This window comes from Massilia rhizosphaerae (assembly GCF_016093545.1).
Taxonomy (GTDB): domain Bacteria; phylum Pseudomonadota; class Gammaproteobacteria; order Burkholderiales; family Burkholderiaceae_D; genus Telluria; species Telluria rhizosphaerae.
The window spans coordinates 1-16,136 of record NZ_JADKYX010000022.1; the positions used below are offsets into that span (position 1 = coordinate 1).

Sequence of the window (16,136 nt, forward strand, 5' to 3'; positions counted from 1 at the left end):
GCATCCTGCAGGAGTCGCTCACGAACATCGTCCGGCACGCCAACGCGACGCGGGTGAAGGTGGAGTTACGGCTGAACGGCGGCTGGCTGACGCTGACGGTGCGCGACAACGGTTGCGGCCTGCCGCCTGGCGGGCGCAATAAATACGGTTCGTTCGGCCTGGTCGGCATCGAGGAGCGCATCGTCATCCTCGGCGGCACCTGCGCCGTGTTCAGCGAGCCGGACGGCGGCACCACCGTGATGGTGTCGGCGCCCGTCATCGGCATGCCCGAGCCCGTCCACTCCCAGCAGCAGGAACATGGCTCGGGTTCGGCCGTCATCTGACGCTGTTCTCTTCGCCCGCCCTCATGTCCGGCGACCTTCATGGATAGCCCTACTCCACCTTTCCAATGTTGTGTAGCCAAGCGATTAACATTTATTGTTCTTTTGACAAATATCAAGAACTCGGTGAATTTCTTCAACTACATTGAGCACGTGTAAGACATATCGGCAAATTCAGCAATGCGTTGCCTGATGTCATCACATGCTTAGTGAATTTATTGTTGCAAGTAGCCATTTCACCGCTGATAACCAAAACTAGGGCTAACAGTACTCAACCATATCAATACGAGGATAACCATGAACAACAACGACCTGTTTACCGCTGTGATGCAACTCGACCTGGAACCGATCAAGATGAAACTGATGCACGCGTCCGGCCAGGGCTGGAGCCTGGAAAAGGCCAATGCCGTGGAAAAGGAATACCGCCGCTTCCTGTGCCTGATGAAGATGCACCCGAACGAGGACACCGCGCCGCTGGTCGACGTCGACACGTTCTGGCACTACCACATCCTCGACACGATGAAATACGCCGCCGACTGCGAGCAGGTGTTCGGCTACTTCCTGCACCACTATCCTTACGTCGGCATGCATGGCGAAGAGGACGATCAATTCCGCCTCGACAGCGGCGAGCGCATGCGCACGCTCTATGAAGCGACGTTCGGGGAAGCCTATCCGGGTGCCATCGCCGAGGCCGCGGACGGCGCGACCGCATGGTGCGCCAGCCCGCACATCGACAAGGTGATCAACCACGCCGACAACACGGCATGGTGCGCCAGCCCGCACATCGACAAGGTGATCAACCGCGCCGACAACACGGCATGGTGTGCCAGCCCGCACATCGACAAGGTGATCAACCGCGCCGACAACACGGCATGGTGCGCCAGCCCGCACATCGACAAGGTGATCAACCGCGCCGACCATGCCGTCGGCATGGCCGCTGCCTGAGGTACGGGGACGTCATCACGTCTCGCGGTGCTCCTGGCGCGCCCGCCCCTCGCTGGCCGCGCCGGTCTGATCCGTCCCTTGCGCCGGGGCGGATCTTTTTTGTGGCCGTCTCCGCGTGAAATCAGGCGGGCACGGCCACGCCGTCCGTCCGCACCATCAGGGCGCGCAGCTCGCGGATGCTGAAGTCGGACACCTCGTGCATGCGCAACAGGATGGTGGCGCCGATCGGCAGCGTGTTGTGGCGGATCTTGCTGATCACGGGCGGCGCGACTTCCAACAGGCGCGACAGCGCGGCGTCGTTCTTGAGCTTGAGTTTGCTGATGATGGCATCGAGTACCCGGTTCGGGTCATACTCGGCCCCCTCAGGTATGCGTCTGATGGGCATGCTTGTTCCTTCGTTTGTGACATCCATGGGAAATTTCCACGACCCCATGACGGGTAATGGAAAATCAGCCAGTTTCGGGAAATTTAGAGTATTTGTATGGTCGCTCTACGGCGAACCAAAATGATACATGGATTAGTTGCGAAATGCTTAAGCCGCCCTTATTTCGGCGGCCAGCGCGGCGACGGCCCCCTCGACGCGGGGATGCAGCAGGCGGGCGCGCAGTTCCGTGCCGATGCGGCGGTTGTCCAGCCGGCGCGATTCCGACATGAACGACAGCAGCAGCGGCGACACGGTCTGCTCCAGCTGCGCGCGCGCCAGGCGCGGCGGCCGGGCGAGGCCGAAGGCGTCGGCCACGAGGTCGAAATACTCCCCCATCTTCAGGCGCGAATCGTCGGACGCGTTGTAGACCCGCCCCGGCCGCGCGCGGAACAGCGCCAGCGCGCACAGGCGCGCCAGGTCGTCGGCGTGGATGTGGTTGGTGTACACGTCGTCCTCGTGCGCCAGCGCCGGCGTGCCACGCTGCAGTCGTTCGATGGGCAGGCGATCGGCCGCGTAGATACCGGGCGCGCGCAGGATCGCCACCTTGCCGCCGCTCGCCACGGCCCAGGCGCGCAGCACACGCTCGGCGTCGACGCGGCGGCGCGCCCTCGCGTTGCGCGGGGCCACCGGGGTCGTCTCGGGCGTCGGTGCGCCGCCGCGGTCGCCGTAGACGCCCGAGGTACTGACATAAACCACCCGCGCGCCCTCGGGTAGAATGGCGGTCAAATTGCGCGTGCGCAAATCGAGCGCGCCCTCCTGCTGCGGCGGCGCAAGATGGACGACCCGCTGCGCCAATCCGGCCAGGCGCGCCAGCGTCTCGGGCCGGTCCAGGTCGGCCACGATCGGGACGGCGCCCGCCGCGCGCAGTGCCGCGCAGCGGTCCGGCCGGCTCGTCACCGCGAACACGCGGAAGCGCGCACGCACCAGCGGCAGCAGACGCATGCCGACGTCGCCGCAACCCACGATCAGGAGGCGCGGCTTGTTGAACCTGACATTGTTTTTTGTAACATTGTTTTTTGTATCCATTCGAGGATTGTATGACGTTTCAGATCACTGTCCAGCCCAGCGGCCACCACTACGACTGCGACGCGGACGAAACCGTGTTGGCGGCCGCGATCCGCTCCGGCGTCGGCCTGCCGTACGGCTGCAAGAACGGCGCCTGCGGTTCCTGCAAGGGCAAGGTCGTCGCAGGGACGATCCAGCACAAGCCGCACCAGGCGCGCGCCCTGTCCGAGCAAGAGAAGGTGCAGGGCTATGCGCTGATGTGCTGCGCCGTCCCCGAGGGCGACCTGGTGATCGAAGCGCGCGAAGTGAGCGGCAGCAGCGAGTACCCGGTGCGCAAGATGCCGACCCGTGTCACCGCCATCCGCCGCGCCGCGCCGGACGTGGCCATCCTCACGCTGCAGCTGCCCGCCAACGAAGCCCTCGCCTACCGCGCCGGCCAGTACATCGAATTCATGCTCAAGGACGGTAAGCGCCGCGCCTACAGCATCGCCAGCGCGCCGTCGCTGGGCGGTCCGCTCGAACTGCACATCCGCCATTTGCCGGGCGGCGTGTTCACGGACCACGTGTTCGGGGCGATGAAGGAACGCGACATCCTGCGCTTCGAAGGCCCGCTGGGCACGTTCTTCCTGCGCGAGGAGTCAAGCAAGCCGATCGTGCTGCTGGCGTCGGGCACCGGCTTCGCGCCCGTCAAGGCGCTCGTCGAACACATGATCCACCTGAAGTCGGAACGCCCCGTCGCGCTGTACTGGGGCGGGCGCCGGCCGCAGGATCTGTACATGCACGCATTGTGCGAACAATGGGCGCGCGAGCTGCCGCATTTCACCTACGTGCCCGTGATCTCGGACGCACTGCCGGAAGACGCCTGGGCCGGCCGCACCGGCTTCGTCCACGCGGCCGTCATGCAGGACATTCCCGACCTGTCCCGCCACCAGGTGTATGCGTGCGGCGCGCCGATCATGGTCGATTCCGCGCGGCGCGACTACGTCGAACGGTGCGGCCTGCCGGCCGACGAGTTCTACGCCGACGCCTTCACGACGGAAGCCGACCTGGCCCAGCCCTGACGCCCGGCACGGCGTGTATGCACGCGATTCTTGTACATCTCGACAAGAATTTGCGGTATGTTCCCGGTTGCCCCGGCCGCGCCCGGCCGGTCCCAACACGAAAGGGTCAAACAAATGCATAAGACGCTCCGCTGTGCCCCGGTCCTGCTCGCCCTGTCGGCCGCCCTGCTGACGGGCGCCCTGCCTGCCCGCGCGGACGACCAGGCCGGCACGCACTGGCAATCCGTCCTCGCCAGCCCGCTGCGCACCGACGCCGACCGCAAGGCCGACGCCCACCGCAAGTCGGGCGAGTTCCTGACGTTCGCCGAAGTGAAGCCGGGCATGAAGGTGTTCGACGTCGCGTCCGGCGGCGGCGCCACCGCGGCCCTGCTGGCGGCGGCCGTGGGCAGCAAGGGCGAAGTCTGGGCCCAGAACAGCAAGCCGAATCCCAAGCTCGACATGCGCCTGGGCAAGGCCACGGTGCCGAACCTGCATGCCGTCGTGGCGTCCTTCGACGATCCGGTCCCGAAAGGCACGCCGCCGCTGGACCTCATCACCATCAACATGTCGTACCACGACATCGTGAACACGCCGACCGACCGCGCCGCGATGAACAAGCACCTGTACGACGCGCTGAAGCCGGGCGGTCATCTCGTCATCGTCGACAACTCGGCCAAGAAGGGCGCGGGCCTGTCGGTCACGAAGACGCTGCACCGCATCGACGAGGACACGGTGGTCGACGAGGTGACGAAAGCCGGCTTCAAGGTCGACGCCCGCAGCGACTACCTGCGCGCGCCGTCCGACCCGCGCGAGAAGGCGTTCTTCGAAATGAACGGTGCGCCGGACGACAAGTTCGCGATCCGGTTCGTCAAAAAATAATTTCGCGGCATGCATGGTGGGCGGAGGGCCGCCCACCCTACGAATAGCGGCGACGCACGCATGCGGTGTGTGATACGTGTCACCGTAGGGTGGGCACGCGGCCGTCAAGACAGCGCGTTTCACCGACATCAGGCACAATGAGGGTTGCATTCCCGCCAGTCCCCTCACCCAACCTATGTCCGTCCTTTCCCCGACAGGCCGCCTTGCGGTCCTGCGCAACCCCAACGTCTCGCTCTACCTGTCCTCGCGCTTCCTCGGCACGCTCGCCGTCCAGATGCAGAGCGTGGCCGTCGGTTGGCAGGTCTACCAGATCACCCACAGCCTGTTCGACCTCGGCCTCATCGGCCTCGCCCAGTTCGCGCCCTTCCTGCTGCTGATCCTGTGGGCCGGCCACGTGGCCGACACGCACAACCGCCGCAACATCGTCCTCGCGTGCATGGGCACCCAGCTGCTGTGCAGCCTGCTGCTCGTCGCCTTCACGCTGTCCGGCAGCACCACCGTGTGGCCCGTGTACGCCGTGCTCGTGCTGTTCGGCAGCGCGCGCGCCTTCATCCAGCCGGCCGCGCAGGCCGCGCTGCGCAACCTCGTCTCCGCGCGGGACTTCTCGCAGGCCGTGGCGCTCGGCTCGTCCTCGTTCCAGGTGGCCGTGATCGCCGGTCCGGTGCTGGGTGGTCTGTTGTACGTGTTCGGACCGAACGTCGTGTACGCCGTGTCGAGCACCCTGTTCGTCGTCGCCGTGCTGCTGATGGCGCGCACGAAGAGCGCGCCGCAGGCGATGAACAAAGCGCCCGTCAGCTGGCACACGCTGCTCGAGGGGCTGCGTTTCGTGCGGTCGCGCCCCATCGTGCTGGGCGCGATCTCGCTGGACCTGTTCGCCGTGCTGTTCGGCGGCGCCACCGCCCTGCTGCCCGCCTACGCCCACGACGTGCTGCGTGCCGGACCGACGAGCCTGGGCCTGTTGCGCACGGCGCCCGGCGCCGGCGCCGCCCTGTGCTCGGTCGCGCTGGCGTTCTGGCCCATCACGCGCAAGGTCGGCGCCTGGATGTTCGGCGGCGTCGCCCTGTTCGGCGCGGCGACCGTCACGATGGGCGTGACGAACAGCTTCTACGTCGCCCTCGGCGCCCTGTTCCTGCTGGGCGCGGGCGACATGGTGAGCGTGTACATCCGCCACCTGCTCGTCCAGTACGAGACGCCGGACGAGATCCGCGGCCGCGTCAGCGCCGTCAACGCCGTGTTCATCGGCGCCTCGAACGAGCTGGGCGAATTCGAATCCGGCCTCACCGCGAGCTGGTTCGGGCTCGTGCGCGCGATCGTGTTCGGCGGCGTTGCCACCCTGGTCGTCACCGGCACGTGGATGAAGCTGTTCCCCGTGCTGTCGCGCATGGACCGCTTCCCGCACCATGACGCGGAACACGCCGCGCAAGCCAAGGTCGGATGATGGACCAGCCCTTTCCCCACGACGCCCGTCCGCCGGAGCAGCCCGGCTTCCTGACCCGCTTCATCCGCAGCCGGCCCTACCTGGTCGGCGCGCTGGCGCTCGGCGTGGTGATCGGGTTGCTGGTCCCGGGCGATTACAGCGGCGTGCGGCGCGCCCTGATCGGCTGGAACGGCGGCGTGTGGTCGTACCTGCTGACGATGACCTGGACGATGTTCCGGGCCGACCACAGCCGGGTACGCGCAATCGCCGAGCGGCAGGACGAACGCGGCGGCGCCGTGCTGGGCGCCGTCATCGCCGGCGCGGTCCTGAGCGTGTACGCCATCGTGACGGAACTGGCGCACGTGAAGGACGCGTCGGACCACGTGAAGGCCATGCACTACGCGTTCACGGCGCTGACCGTGGTCGGGTCCTGGCTGCTGGTCGGCGTCATGTACTGCTTTCATTACGCGCACATCTACTACACCGCCGGCAAGCACGCGCTGCCGCTGGAATTCCCCGACCAGCACACCCAGCCGAACTACTGGGACTTCCTGTACTTCTCGTTCACGCTGTCCGTCGCCGTCCAGACCTCGGACGTGACGATCAAGACGCGCGGCATGCGCAAGCTCGTGCTGGGCCACTGCGTGCTCGCCTTCTTCTTCAACCTCGTCATCCTCGGCCTGTCGGTGAACATCGCGGCCAGTCTCGTGAATTCCTGAGGCGCACGCGCGCCGTTCCCCCTCGGAGTGGTAAGATCAGTGCAAATATGATTACTCCGGGAGAACTTTATGGAAATTAATGTCAACACCGACAACACCATCCAGCGCCACCATGGCCTCGACGAACGCGTCCGCATGCAGGTCGAGGAAGCGCTCGGCCGTTTCGGCGACCACGTGCGCCGGGTGGACGTCCACCTCTCGAACGAAAACCGCGAAAAGCACGAAGACGGCAGTAACGGCTGCATGATGGAAGCGCTCGTGGCCGGCTATGCGCCCGTCGTCGTGCATGCGCATGCGGAAAACCTGCAACTGTCGATCTCGAACGCCATCACCAAGCTCAAGCGCGCGCTGGACAGCGCGATCGGCCGCCTCAACGACAAGAACAAGCACGAACCGCTGCCCGTGGACGCGACGTCCGACAAGGACCTGGCGAGCGATTCCTGAGCGGTGCCCGGGCCGGCGCGGCCCGGAAAACATTCAAAAATTTCGTTCTTGTAAGTTAGAATGCTCCCCATCATATTGCGGCAACCCTGGAACGGCGCGCATCGCGGGAGCATGACTTGCAAGAAGGAACTTCACTCGAGAAACGCCTGACGTCCGCCATGGCCGTACTGGCCGTGTGCCACGTCGGCGCTGCCCTTGCGCAGGAACGCGCCCCGGCCGTCGTCGTCAGCGGCAAACGCGCCAGCCTGGCGTCGGCGCAGGAAATCAAGCGCGACGGCATCGGCATCGTCGATGCCGTCGTCGCCGAAGACATCGGCAAACTACCCGACATCAGCGTGACGGATGCGCTGCAGCGCGTCACCGGCGTGCAGATCCTGCGCGACCGCGGCGAAGGCGCGGGCGTGGCGATTCGCGGTCTCACGCAAATGGAAACGACGCTCAACGGCCGCGAAGTCTTCACCGCCGGTACGGGCCGCAACCTGGATTTCGCGGACATCCCCGCCGAGCTGGTAGCCGGCATCGACGTCTACAAGACCTCGTCCGCCAGCCAGCTCGAAGGTGGCGTCGGCGGCACGATCGACCTGCGCACGCACCGCCCGTTCGACTTCAGCGGCCGGCAGATCGCCGGTTCGGTGCGCGCGGTGCGCGGCGACCTCGTCAAGCGCACGCAGCCGCAACTGTCCTTCATGGCGAGCGACCGCTGGACCACGGCCGCAGGCGGCGAATTCGGCGTGCTCGTGAACGTCGCCCATCAAAAGCGGGCGTGGCGCGAAGACCAGAAATCGGCCGGCAACCCGGTCGCGCGCACCGACGTCGTTCCCGGGCAGACCGTGGTCGTACCCAGCGGCACGTCGGAAACGACGAGCCTCGGCGACCGCGAGCGCAATGCCGGCGGCTTCGCCCTGCAATGGCGTCCGGACCGCGCGCTCGAGCTGTATGCCGAAGGCAGCTACGCCGAATTCAGGACGGTGCAGGACTCCCAGCAGATCAACGTCTCGGCGGCGCCCACGTTCGTCGCGGGCAGTCCGGTCCTGTTTCCCGGCACGGCGGACCTGAAGAGCATCACCTGGACCGATGCGCCGTTTTCCGTGCTGAGCTTCGCGCGCGACACGACGGACCGCACGCGCCAGATCGCGGCCGGCGGGCGCTGGACCGGCGGCGCATTGACGCTCACGGCCGATCTCAGCCGCACGTCGGGCACCGACCAGCTGTTCTTTTCCGGCCCGTATTTCGCCGGCACCGTCGCCAGGTTCACGCAAGACGTCGCGACGACCGTCCCGGCCACCCGCGTCGCCGGCACAAACCTGCTCGACCCGGCCAATTACCGCTACACGGGCATCGGCTACCGCACGCGTCCCTACGACGGCGGCCTGACCGCCGCCCGGATCGACGGCACCTACCGGCTGGAGAATCCGTTCTTCGCATCCGTGTCCGCGGGCGTGCGCCTGGCGCGGCGCAGCGCCGGCAACGCGCCCGGGCTCATCTACGCGGATACCGGCGTGAGCGGGCTCTCCGCATCCGACAAGCCGGGATACGTGATGCCGAACCCGTACGCCGATTTCTTCCCGGGCCAGGGCGTGCCGAGCATCGGCACGTTTTTGGTCGGCGATCTGGCCACGGCCCGCGACGCCATCGGCTTGCGCCGCGCCTTCGGCATCACGGCGGCGGTGCCGCCATCGGCCAGCCCCCTCAGCCTGTGGGCGATCCGGGAAGACACCCGGGCCGCGTACGTGACGACGCGATTCCAGGGCGCGGCGGTCGACGGCGACGCCGGGTTGCGGGTCGTGCGGACCCGCGAACGGGTGGCCGGTTCGCAGGCGGTGCCCACGACCGGCGCGCTCGCCCCCATCGACGTCGACAGCAGCCATACCGACGTACTGCCGAGCGTGAACCTGCGCTACCGGCTCCAGGACGGGTTCTACCTGCGCGGCGCGGCATCGAAGACGATCACGCGTCCCGACTTCAATCAACTGTCGCCCTCGCTGACGCTCGTCGCGAATACCGTCACCCCGTCGTTGAACCAGGGCAGCGCCGGCAATCCGGACCTGCAAGCCGTCCATTCCACCAACCTCGACCTGGCGGCCGAACGTTATGCCGGTCCGACGACGTCCATGTACACGACGGTCTTCCTGAAGCACGTCGACGGCTTCGTCACCAACGTCGCCGGCCCGGAAACGCATGACGGCGCCGTCTACCTGGTCAGCCGCCCGCACAACGGCCGCGATGCGCGCATCGCGGGGGCCGAAGCGGGCTACCAGCAATTCTTCGACACCCTGCCGGGATGGATGCGGGGACTCGGCGTGCAGGCCAACTACACCTTCGTGCACAGCGCCATGTCCGACGGGGCCGGCGGCGACCAGCCCCTGCCGAATCTGTCCCGGCACAGCGCCAACCTGGTGGGCATGGTCGAACGGGGCGCGCTGTCGGCGCGCGTCGCCTACAACTGGCGCAGCAAATTCCTGAGCACGTACACGAACGTCGTCGGCGTCGGCGCGTTGCCGGTGTATCTGCGCGGCTACGGCTGGCTCGACGCATCGGTCACCTACCGGCTCAGCGACCGCGTCAGCCTGGCGCTGGAAGGCACGAACCTGCTGCGCACCGTGCGCACGGCCTACTACGGGGTGCCGACCCGGCCGCAAGGCGCCTGGATCAACGACCGCCAGGTCGGCCTCGTGGCGATGCTGCGGCTGTAGGCTTGCATATCAGGATTTCCTGATGGCTCCTTCATGCAAGCCTACCCCAGAATCAAGACCGCCTGATTTTCAAACGCCGCGTTCTGCGGCAAGCTCATGCCATGACTGGATGTCACACACGAGCAACTGACGAGGGCGAGGAAACGATGGCGATACGACGGGCCGACGGCGACGCATACGACAACCCGACGCCATGGATGCGCACGTCCCCGGCACGAGCGGATGGCCGGTATGCAAGCCCGGCATGACGCCGTGCCGCTGCTCGCGCAGGGCGACACGATGCCGTCGCCGTTGCCGTTGCCGCGGCGGCGCCCGGGCCTGCGCAAGCTGCGCCTCGTCGCGCTGGCCGGCGGCAGCATCCTGGTGCTCGCCTGCGCGCTCGCCGTGTTCCTGCTGCGAGTCCGGCGCCGCGACGGCCTGGACTGGAACGCGGCACTGGAGATGACGTTGCTGGCGGCCGGACTGGCGGGAACGCTGGCCCTGGCCTGCCACGCGATCGGGCTGCGCAGCCTGTTCCTCCGGCAGCGGCGCCTGACGGACGACCTGCGCCGCCGTGAAGCGGAATACCGCACGCTGGCGCTGTACGACGAACTGACCGGGCTGCCCAACCGTACGCTGCTGGCCGATCGCGTGCGGCAGGCGATCGCCGAGGGCGCCCGCACCGGCAACCAGTTCGGGCTCATGGTCGTCGGCCTGGATCACCTCGAGGAAGTCAACGACTCGCTCGGCCAAGGCGCCCGCGACGCGCTGCTGTGCGAGTCGGCCATGCGCCTGCAATGCCGGATGGGCACCTGCGACACCGTGGCCCGGTTGGGCGCGGACGAATTCGCCGTGCTGCTGCCCGGCGCGCGCGGTCCGGACGAGCTCGGCCTCGTCGCGCGCAAGTTCATCGACGCGCTGGCCGCGCCGTACCTGCTGGACGGCCACGCGGTCGTCGTCCCGGCCCGCATCGGCATCGTGCTGTATCCGGACGACAGCGTCGCCATCGACGAATTATTTCGCTTCGCCGGCGCCGCGCTGTCCCACGCCAGGCGCGCAGGACAGAATACGTTCCAGTTCTACGTGACCGAACTGACGGCGCGCTCGTCGGAACGCCTCGAAATGGCGGCCGCGCTGCACCAGGCCGTGCGCGGCGGCGAACTCGAACTGTACTTCCAGCCGCAGGTCGACCTGCGCGACGGCAGCGTCCCCGGCGTCGAGGCGCTGCTGCGCTGGCAGCGTCCCGGCCATGGATTCGTCGCGCCGGACAAGTTCGTCCCGATCGCCGAGGAATCCGGCCTGATCGTCGAGATCGGCGAATGGGTGCTCGACGCCGCCTGCCGCGCCGCCGTCGCCTGGAACGGCGCGTCGGCACGGCCGATCGCCGTGTCGGTCAACGTCTCGACGCGCCAGTTCATCCGCCACGACTTCGCGGCCACGGTCGAGCGCGTGCTGGCCGCCACCGGTTGCCGGCCGGCGTGGCTGAAGCTGGAACTCACGGAAAGCCTGCTGTTGGAAAACGACGAGGAAATCGCGCGCATCCTCGGCCGTTTGTACGCGCTGGGCGTCGCGATGTCGATCGACGACTTCGGCACCGGCTATTCGGCGCTCGGCTATCTGAACCGCGTTCCGGTCAGCCAGATCAAGATCGACCGCTCGTTCGTCAGCGACGTCCCGCACGACAGCCACAAGAGCGAACTGGTCAAGGCCATCCTGTCGATCGCCGCGGCGCTGCGGCTGCAGGTGGTCGCGGAAGGCGTCGAAACGACGGACCAGGTCGACTATCTGCTGGCCCATGGCTGCTGGTTCGTGCAAGGCTACCTGTTCGGCGTGCCGATGCCGGGCGCGGCCCTCGACGCGATGCTGAACGCGGGCGGCCCGTTGACGGTGGGCCCGGCCGTGCCTGCTATCATGCCAAGCGCACCATCCGCACCGACCATGCCCGCAACGGCAGGCGCCCACCGCGACGCCAAGGGGAGACCATGACGCGTCACCTGTTCCTGTTTCTTGCCTGTCTCGCGCTCAGCGGCGCGGCCAGCGCGCTGACCTTGGACGCATGGCGCGAGGACGTCGCCGCCATGCGCCTGCTCGTCGAGCGCGACGTGCAGGCCGCGTACGGGCGCGCCACGCAACTGGTCGAGGACGTGCCGCCCGGCGCGACACCGGCCGACCGCGCGCGCGCGCTCAACGCGCTGGCGCGCGCCGAGGTCTACCAGGCGCACACGGAAGAGGCCCAGGAGCATGCCGAGCAGGCCCTGCGGCTGGCGTTGCAGGTCCAGGACCGGGCCGGCCAGGCCGAGGCCTATCTCAACCTGTCCGTGAACGCGATCTTCCGCGGCCGGGTCGACGACATCGTCACGTATTCGTTGCGCAGCATGACCGTCCTCGAAGGCGTGAACCGGCGCGACCTGCAGGGCGAAGCGATGCTGCGCACGGCCATGATGTACCGCCGCATCGGCCAGTTCGACGAATCGGTGACGTTGTGCATGCGCGAGATGGAAGTGGCGCGCCGCTTCGCCGATCCGCTCGAGCTGGCCTACGCACACCAGTGCATGGCGATCTCCTACGACCTGAGCGGACGCCGCAAGGAAGCGCTCGAGCACTACACGAAGATGTACGAGACGGCGCACGGCGCGCAATTGCGGCTGCAGGAAGGCTATGCGCTGGTCGGCATCGGCAACATCAAGGGCGATCTCGGCGACCCGCGCACGGGCGAGGCGGACATCCGCAAGGCCATCGACCTGTTCCGTGCGGTGCACACGTCGACGGGCATCGGCTTCGGCACACTGAACTTCGCCGAGCGGCTGCGCGGCCGCAAGGCGGTGACGGCGGCGATGCCCTTGTACGACGAAGTCGAAACGATCTATCTCGGCCAGCACAACCGCATCGGCCTGTGGTTCACGTACAACGCGCGCAGCAAGGCGTACGAACAGCTCGGCCAGCTGGCGCCGGCGTGGGCCGACGCCGAAAGCGCTTACCGGATCGCCCGGGACATCGGCTTTCCGCTCTACCTGAGCGAGAGCGCGCGCCGCCTGGCCGGGGTCTACGCGGCGCGCGGCGACTACCGGCGCGCCTACCAGATGTCGGTCGAGGCGGCCACCATGAGCGCCGAGGGGGCGATCGAAAAATCGGGCGCGCGCATGCTCGAACTGGCGCAGCGCTTCGAAAGCGAGACCAAGCAGCACGCGATCGACGACCTGGCGCGGCGCAACGAGCAGCAGGCGTTCGAGCTGGAACAGCGCGAATTGAAACAGCGCTGGACGTGGACCGTGCTCGGCGCCTGCATCGCCTTCCTCCTGGGCACGAGCTATTTCCTCGTGCGCCTGCGCAAATCGCACCGCATGCTGTCGGCGACGAACCGGATGCTGCGCCAGTCACAGTCGGAACTGCAGGAATTGAACGGCAGCCTCGAGCAGCGCGTCCAGTCCCGCACGGCAGAACTGCAGCGCCTGGCGCGCCAGCGCAGCGAATTCCTCACGCAGATGAGCCACGAATTGCGCACGCCGCTCAACGCCATCCTCGGCTATACGCAACTGCTGCAGCGCGACGCCGTGCTGCCGGCGGACCAGGCCGCGAGCCTGCTGGTCATCCAGAAGAGCGGCGAGCAGTTGATGACGCTGATCGACGACTTCCTCGATTCCGCCAAGATCGAGGCCGGCAAGCTCGCACTGATGCCGTCCGACGTGCCGCTGCCGGAATTCCTGCGCACGATCGCGGAAATGATCCGCGTGCGCGCCGAGCGCAAGCAGGTCGCCTTCCTCTATCTGCTGCCGCCGGACCTGCCGGCCATCGTCCGCGCCGACGAGCAGCGCCTGCGCCAGGCCCTGCTCAACCTGCTGTCGAACGCCGTCAAGTTCACCGACGAGGGCAGCGTCGTCCTGCGCGTGCGCTTCACGCCGCCGGGCCGGCTGATGTTCGAGGTGGAAGACACCGGGATCGGCATCGAGTGCGGCCAGCTCGACACGATCTTCGAGCCGTTCGAGCAGGCGGGCGACCACCAGCGCAAGCTCGGCGGCACCGGCCTGGGGCTGTTCATCAGCAGCCAGTTCGTGCGGCTGATGGGCGGCGACATCCGGGTCGAAAGCCGCGTCGACCACGGCAGCCGGTTCTGGTTCGAGCTCGACCTGCCGGTGATCGACAGCGCGCCGGCCGGCCTGCTGCCCGCGCGCGGCCGGTCGGCCGCGGACCTGGTGCCGCCGCCGCCGGCCGAAATGGACTTGCTGTACCGGTTGGCGATGGTCGGCAACATGGCCGACATCGTCGACCACGCGCGGCATCTGGCGACCCTCGACGACCGTTACCATCCGTTCGCGGACCGGCTCGTCGAGCTCGCCGGAAGCTATCAATCCAAGGCGATCCTCGCCCTGGTCGAACGATATCATGAGGTAATAGATGCACATTGACACGCCGGACCCGCGGCGGCCGACGATCCTGATCATCGACGACACGCCCGCCAATCTCGACGTGATCGCCAAGGGCTTCGAGCGCGACGGCGTGCGCGTCGTCGTCGCGCAGGACGGCGAAGAGGGACTGGGCCGCGCGACCTTCGTCCATCCGGACCTGATCCTGCTCGACGTCATGCTGCCCGGCATCGACGGTTTCGAAGTGTGCCGGCGCCTGCAGCAGGACGAGGGCACGCGCGACATTCCCGTCATCTTCATGACGGCGTTGCTCGATATCGATAGCAAGGTGGCCGCGTTCAAGGCCGGCGCCGTCGATTACGTGACCAAGCCGTTCCAGATCGACGAAGTCACGGCACGGGCCTGGACTCACCTGAACCTGCGCCAGATGCGGACGATGCTGGCCGAGCGCAACGAGCGCCTGCAGCGGGAAATCGAGGACCGCAAGATCGCCGAGCGCGAATTGCAGGCCTACCGCGAAGGGCTCGAGCTGCAGGTCGCCGAGCGCACCGCGGCGCTGCGCGACAGCGAACGGCGGCTGGAAGAATCGCTCGTGCGCGTGCGCGAGCTGGCCGCGCACCGCGAGCGGGCGCGCGAACAGGAACGCATGCGCATCGCGCGCGAACTGCACGACGAGCTGGGGCAGGCGCTCACCGCCCTGCGCATGAAGATCGCGCTGCTGCGCGTCGAATTCGGCCAGGACAATCCGGCCCTGATCCACCACGTCGGCAAGATGAACGAGCTGGTCGACCGCACCATCGGCGTCGTGCGGGGCGTGTCCTCGGCCCTGCGGCCGGCCGCGCTCGACATGGGCGTCGTGCCGGCGCTGGAATGGCTGGTCAAGGAATTCCGCGCCCATTCGGACATCGATTGCGAACTCGTCGCGCCCGAGCCGTCGCTGGGACTGGGCGACGGCGTCGAGCTGGCGATCTTCCGGGTCGCGCAGGAGTCGCTGACGAACGTGACGCGCCACGCGCGGGCCAGCGCGGTCCGCATGACGCTGCAGGCCGGCGGCGGCCAATGCACGCTCGAAGTCCGCGACGACGGCTGCGGCTTCGCGCCGGACGACGTCGAGCGCGACAAATTCGGACTGGTCGGCATGCGCGAGCGCGTCGAAATGCTGGGCGGGGAATTTTCCATCGCCAGCGTGCCGGGCGAAGGGACGACCTTGCGCGTCCGGCTGCCGGCCACGAAACCGGAGGAGGCGCGATGATACGCATCCTGATTGCCGACGACCACGCCATCGTGCGGGGCGGCCTCAAGCAACTGTTCGCGATGGTGAAGGACATCGAGGTGGCCGGCGAGGCCGTCAACGGCATGCAGGCGATCGAGTGCCTGCGCGCCACGCCGGTCGATCTCGTCCTGCTGGACCTGGCGATGCCCGGCATGAGCGGCACCGACCTCATCACGCGCCTGCGCGGCCTCTTTCCGGCGCTGCCCATCCTCGTGCTGAGCATGCGCAACGAGCCCCAGGTGGTGCGCCAGGTGCTGAAGGCCGGCGCCTCGGGCTACCTGACCAAGGACAGCGAACCGGAAATGCTGGTCGTCGCCGTCCGCAAGACCGCGGCGGGCGGGCGCTTCATCGATCCGACGCTGGCCGAACAGCTGGTGTTCGACGTCGAACAGCCCGGCGCCGCCCCGCTGCACGAGCGCCTGTCCGGCCGCGAGACGCAAATCCTCACGCTGCTGGCGCGCGGCCGCAGCGTGAACGACATCGCGGCGGACCTCATGATCAGCAACAAGACGGTCAGCAGCCACAAGGCGCACCTGATGCAGAAGATGAATTTCATGAACAACGCGGATCTGGTCCGGTACGCCATCATGCACGGACTGGCCGAGTGAACCGGGACATGCCGCGCCAGGATGTCGGG

General features: G+C 67.4%; 14 protein-coding genes. 12 read left to right on the forward strand and 2 right to left on the reverse strand.

Going from position 1 to position 16,136, the window contains the following annotated elements; all coding sequences use genetic code 11:
• Together ISF28_RS25110 and ISF28_RS30740 are read left to right on the forward strand one after the other, a co-directional pair.
• Positions 1 to 323 (forward strand): sensor histidine kinase (locus ISF28_RS25110; protein ID WP_267876981.1); only part of this gene is annotated, 323 nt, incomplete at its 5' end.
• Positions 324 to 617: 294 nt separating this feature from the next.
• Complete coding sequence (locus ISF28_RS30740) at positions 618 to 1,265, forward strand: glycine-rich domain-containing protein (RefSeq protein ID WP_229519371.1); 648 nt, start codon at positions 618 to 620, stop codon at positions 1,263 to 1,265.
• Between the two features lie 121 nt (positions 1,266 to 1,386).
• Here the strand turns inward: ISF28_RS30740 and ISF28_RS25120 are convergent, their stop codons facing one another.
• Together ISF28_RS25120 and ISF28_RS25125 are read right to left on the reverse strand one after the other, a co-directional pair.
• Entirely contained in the window at positions 1,387 to 1,650 is a 264-nt protein-coding gene (locus ISF28_RS25120) for a hypothetical protein (RefSeq protein WP_198119914.1), read from the reverse strand.
• Between the two features lie 147 nt (positions 1,651 to 1,797).
• Positions 1,798 to 2,631, reverse strand: a complete 834-nt coding sequence (locus ISF28_RS25125) for an NAD-dependent epimerase/dehydratase family protein (RefSeq protein WP_229519372.1) — start codon at positions 2,629 to 2,631, stop codon at positions 1,798 to 1,800.
• 95 nt (positions 2,632 to 2,726) lie between these two features.
• Between ISF28_RS25125 and ISF28_RS25130 the strand changes: the two genes are divergently transcribed.
• The 10 genes from ISF28_RS25130 (at position 2,727) to ISF28_RS25175 (ending at position 16,107) form a co-directional block, all read left to right on the forward strand.
• Positions 2,727 to 3,755, forward strand: coding sequence for a CDP-6-deoxy-delta-3,4-glucoseen reductase (locus ISF28_RS25130; protein ID WP_198119916.1), 1,029 nt, complete (start codon positions 2,727 to 2,729; stop codon positions 3,753 to 3,755).
• A gap of 114 nt (positions 3,756 to 3,869) precedes the next feature.
• A complete protein-coding gene (locus tag ISF28_RS25135) occupies positions 3,870 to 4,613 on the forward strand; it encodes a class I SAM-dependent methyltransferase (RefSeq protein WP_198119917.1) in 744 nt (247 codons plus the stop codon).
• 175 nt (positions 4,614 to 4,788) lie between these two features.
• Positions 4,789 to 6,051, forward strand: a complete 1,263-nt coding sequence (locus ISF28_RS25140; protein ID WP_198119918.1) for an MFS transporter — start codon at positions 4,789 to 4,791, stop codon at positions 6,049 to 6,051.
• The gene (locus ISF28_RS25145) at positions 6,048 to 6,749 is read left to right on the forward strand and encodes a DUF1345 domain-containing protein (RefSeq protein ID WP_307727471.1); all 702 of its coding nucleotides are present in this window, start codon (positions 6,048 to 6,050) and stop codon (positions 6,747 to 6,749) included. The genes ISF28_RS25140 and ISF28_RS25145 overlap by 4 nt, the downstream gene beginning before the upstream one ends.
• A 69-nt stretch (positions 6,750 to 6,818) precedes the next feature.
• Entirely contained in the window at positions 6,819 to 7,193 is a 375-nt protein-coding gene (locus ISF28_RS25150; RefSeq protein ID WP_198119919.1) for an HPF/RaiA family ribosome-associated protein, read from the forward strand.
• 116 nt (positions 7,194 to 7,309) lie between these two features.
• Positions 7,310 to 9,886 carry a TonB-dependent receptor gene (locus tag ISF28_RS25155; RefSeq protein WP_229519373.1) on the forward strand — a complete coding sequence of 859 codons (2,577 nt, stop codon included), beginning with the start codon at positions 7,310 to 7,312 and terminating at the stop codon, positions 9,884 to 9,886.
• A gap of 231 nt (positions 9,887 to 10,117) precedes the next feature.
• Positions 10,118 to 11,851: a putative bifunctional diguanylate cyclase/phosphodiesterase gene (locus ISF28_RS25160; RefSeq protein ID WP_198119920.1), complete on the forward strand. Its 1,734-nt coding sequence runs from the start codon at positions 10,118 to 10,120 to the stop codon at positions 11,849 to 11,851.
• Positions 11,848 to 14,268, forward strand: coding sequence for an ATP-binding protein (locus ISF28_RS25165; protein WP_198119921.1), 2,421 nt, complete (start codon positions 11,848 to 11,850; stop codon positions 14,266 to 14,268). Before ISF28_RS25160 ends, ISF28_RS25165 begins: the two co-directional genes overlap by 4 nt.
• Positions 14,258 to 15,478, forward strand: coding sequence for an ATP-binding response regulator (locus ISF28_RS25170; RefSeq protein ID WP_198119922.1), 1,221 nt, complete (start codon positions 14,258 to 14,260; stop codon positions 15,476 to 15,478). The genes ISF28_RS25165 and ISF28_RS25170 overlap by 11 nt, the downstream gene beginning before the upstream one ends.
• Positions 15,475 to 16,107 carry a response regulator gene (locus ISF28_RS25175; RefSeq protein WP_198119923.1) on the forward strand — a complete coding sequence of 211 codons (633 nt, stop codon included), beginning with the start codon at positions 15,475 to 15,477 and terminating at the stop codon, positions 16,105 to 16,107. Before ISF28_RS25170 ends, ISF28_RS25175 begins: the two co-directional genes overlap by 4 nt.
• The last annotated feature ends 29 nt before the right edge of the window (positions 16,108 to 16,136 follow it).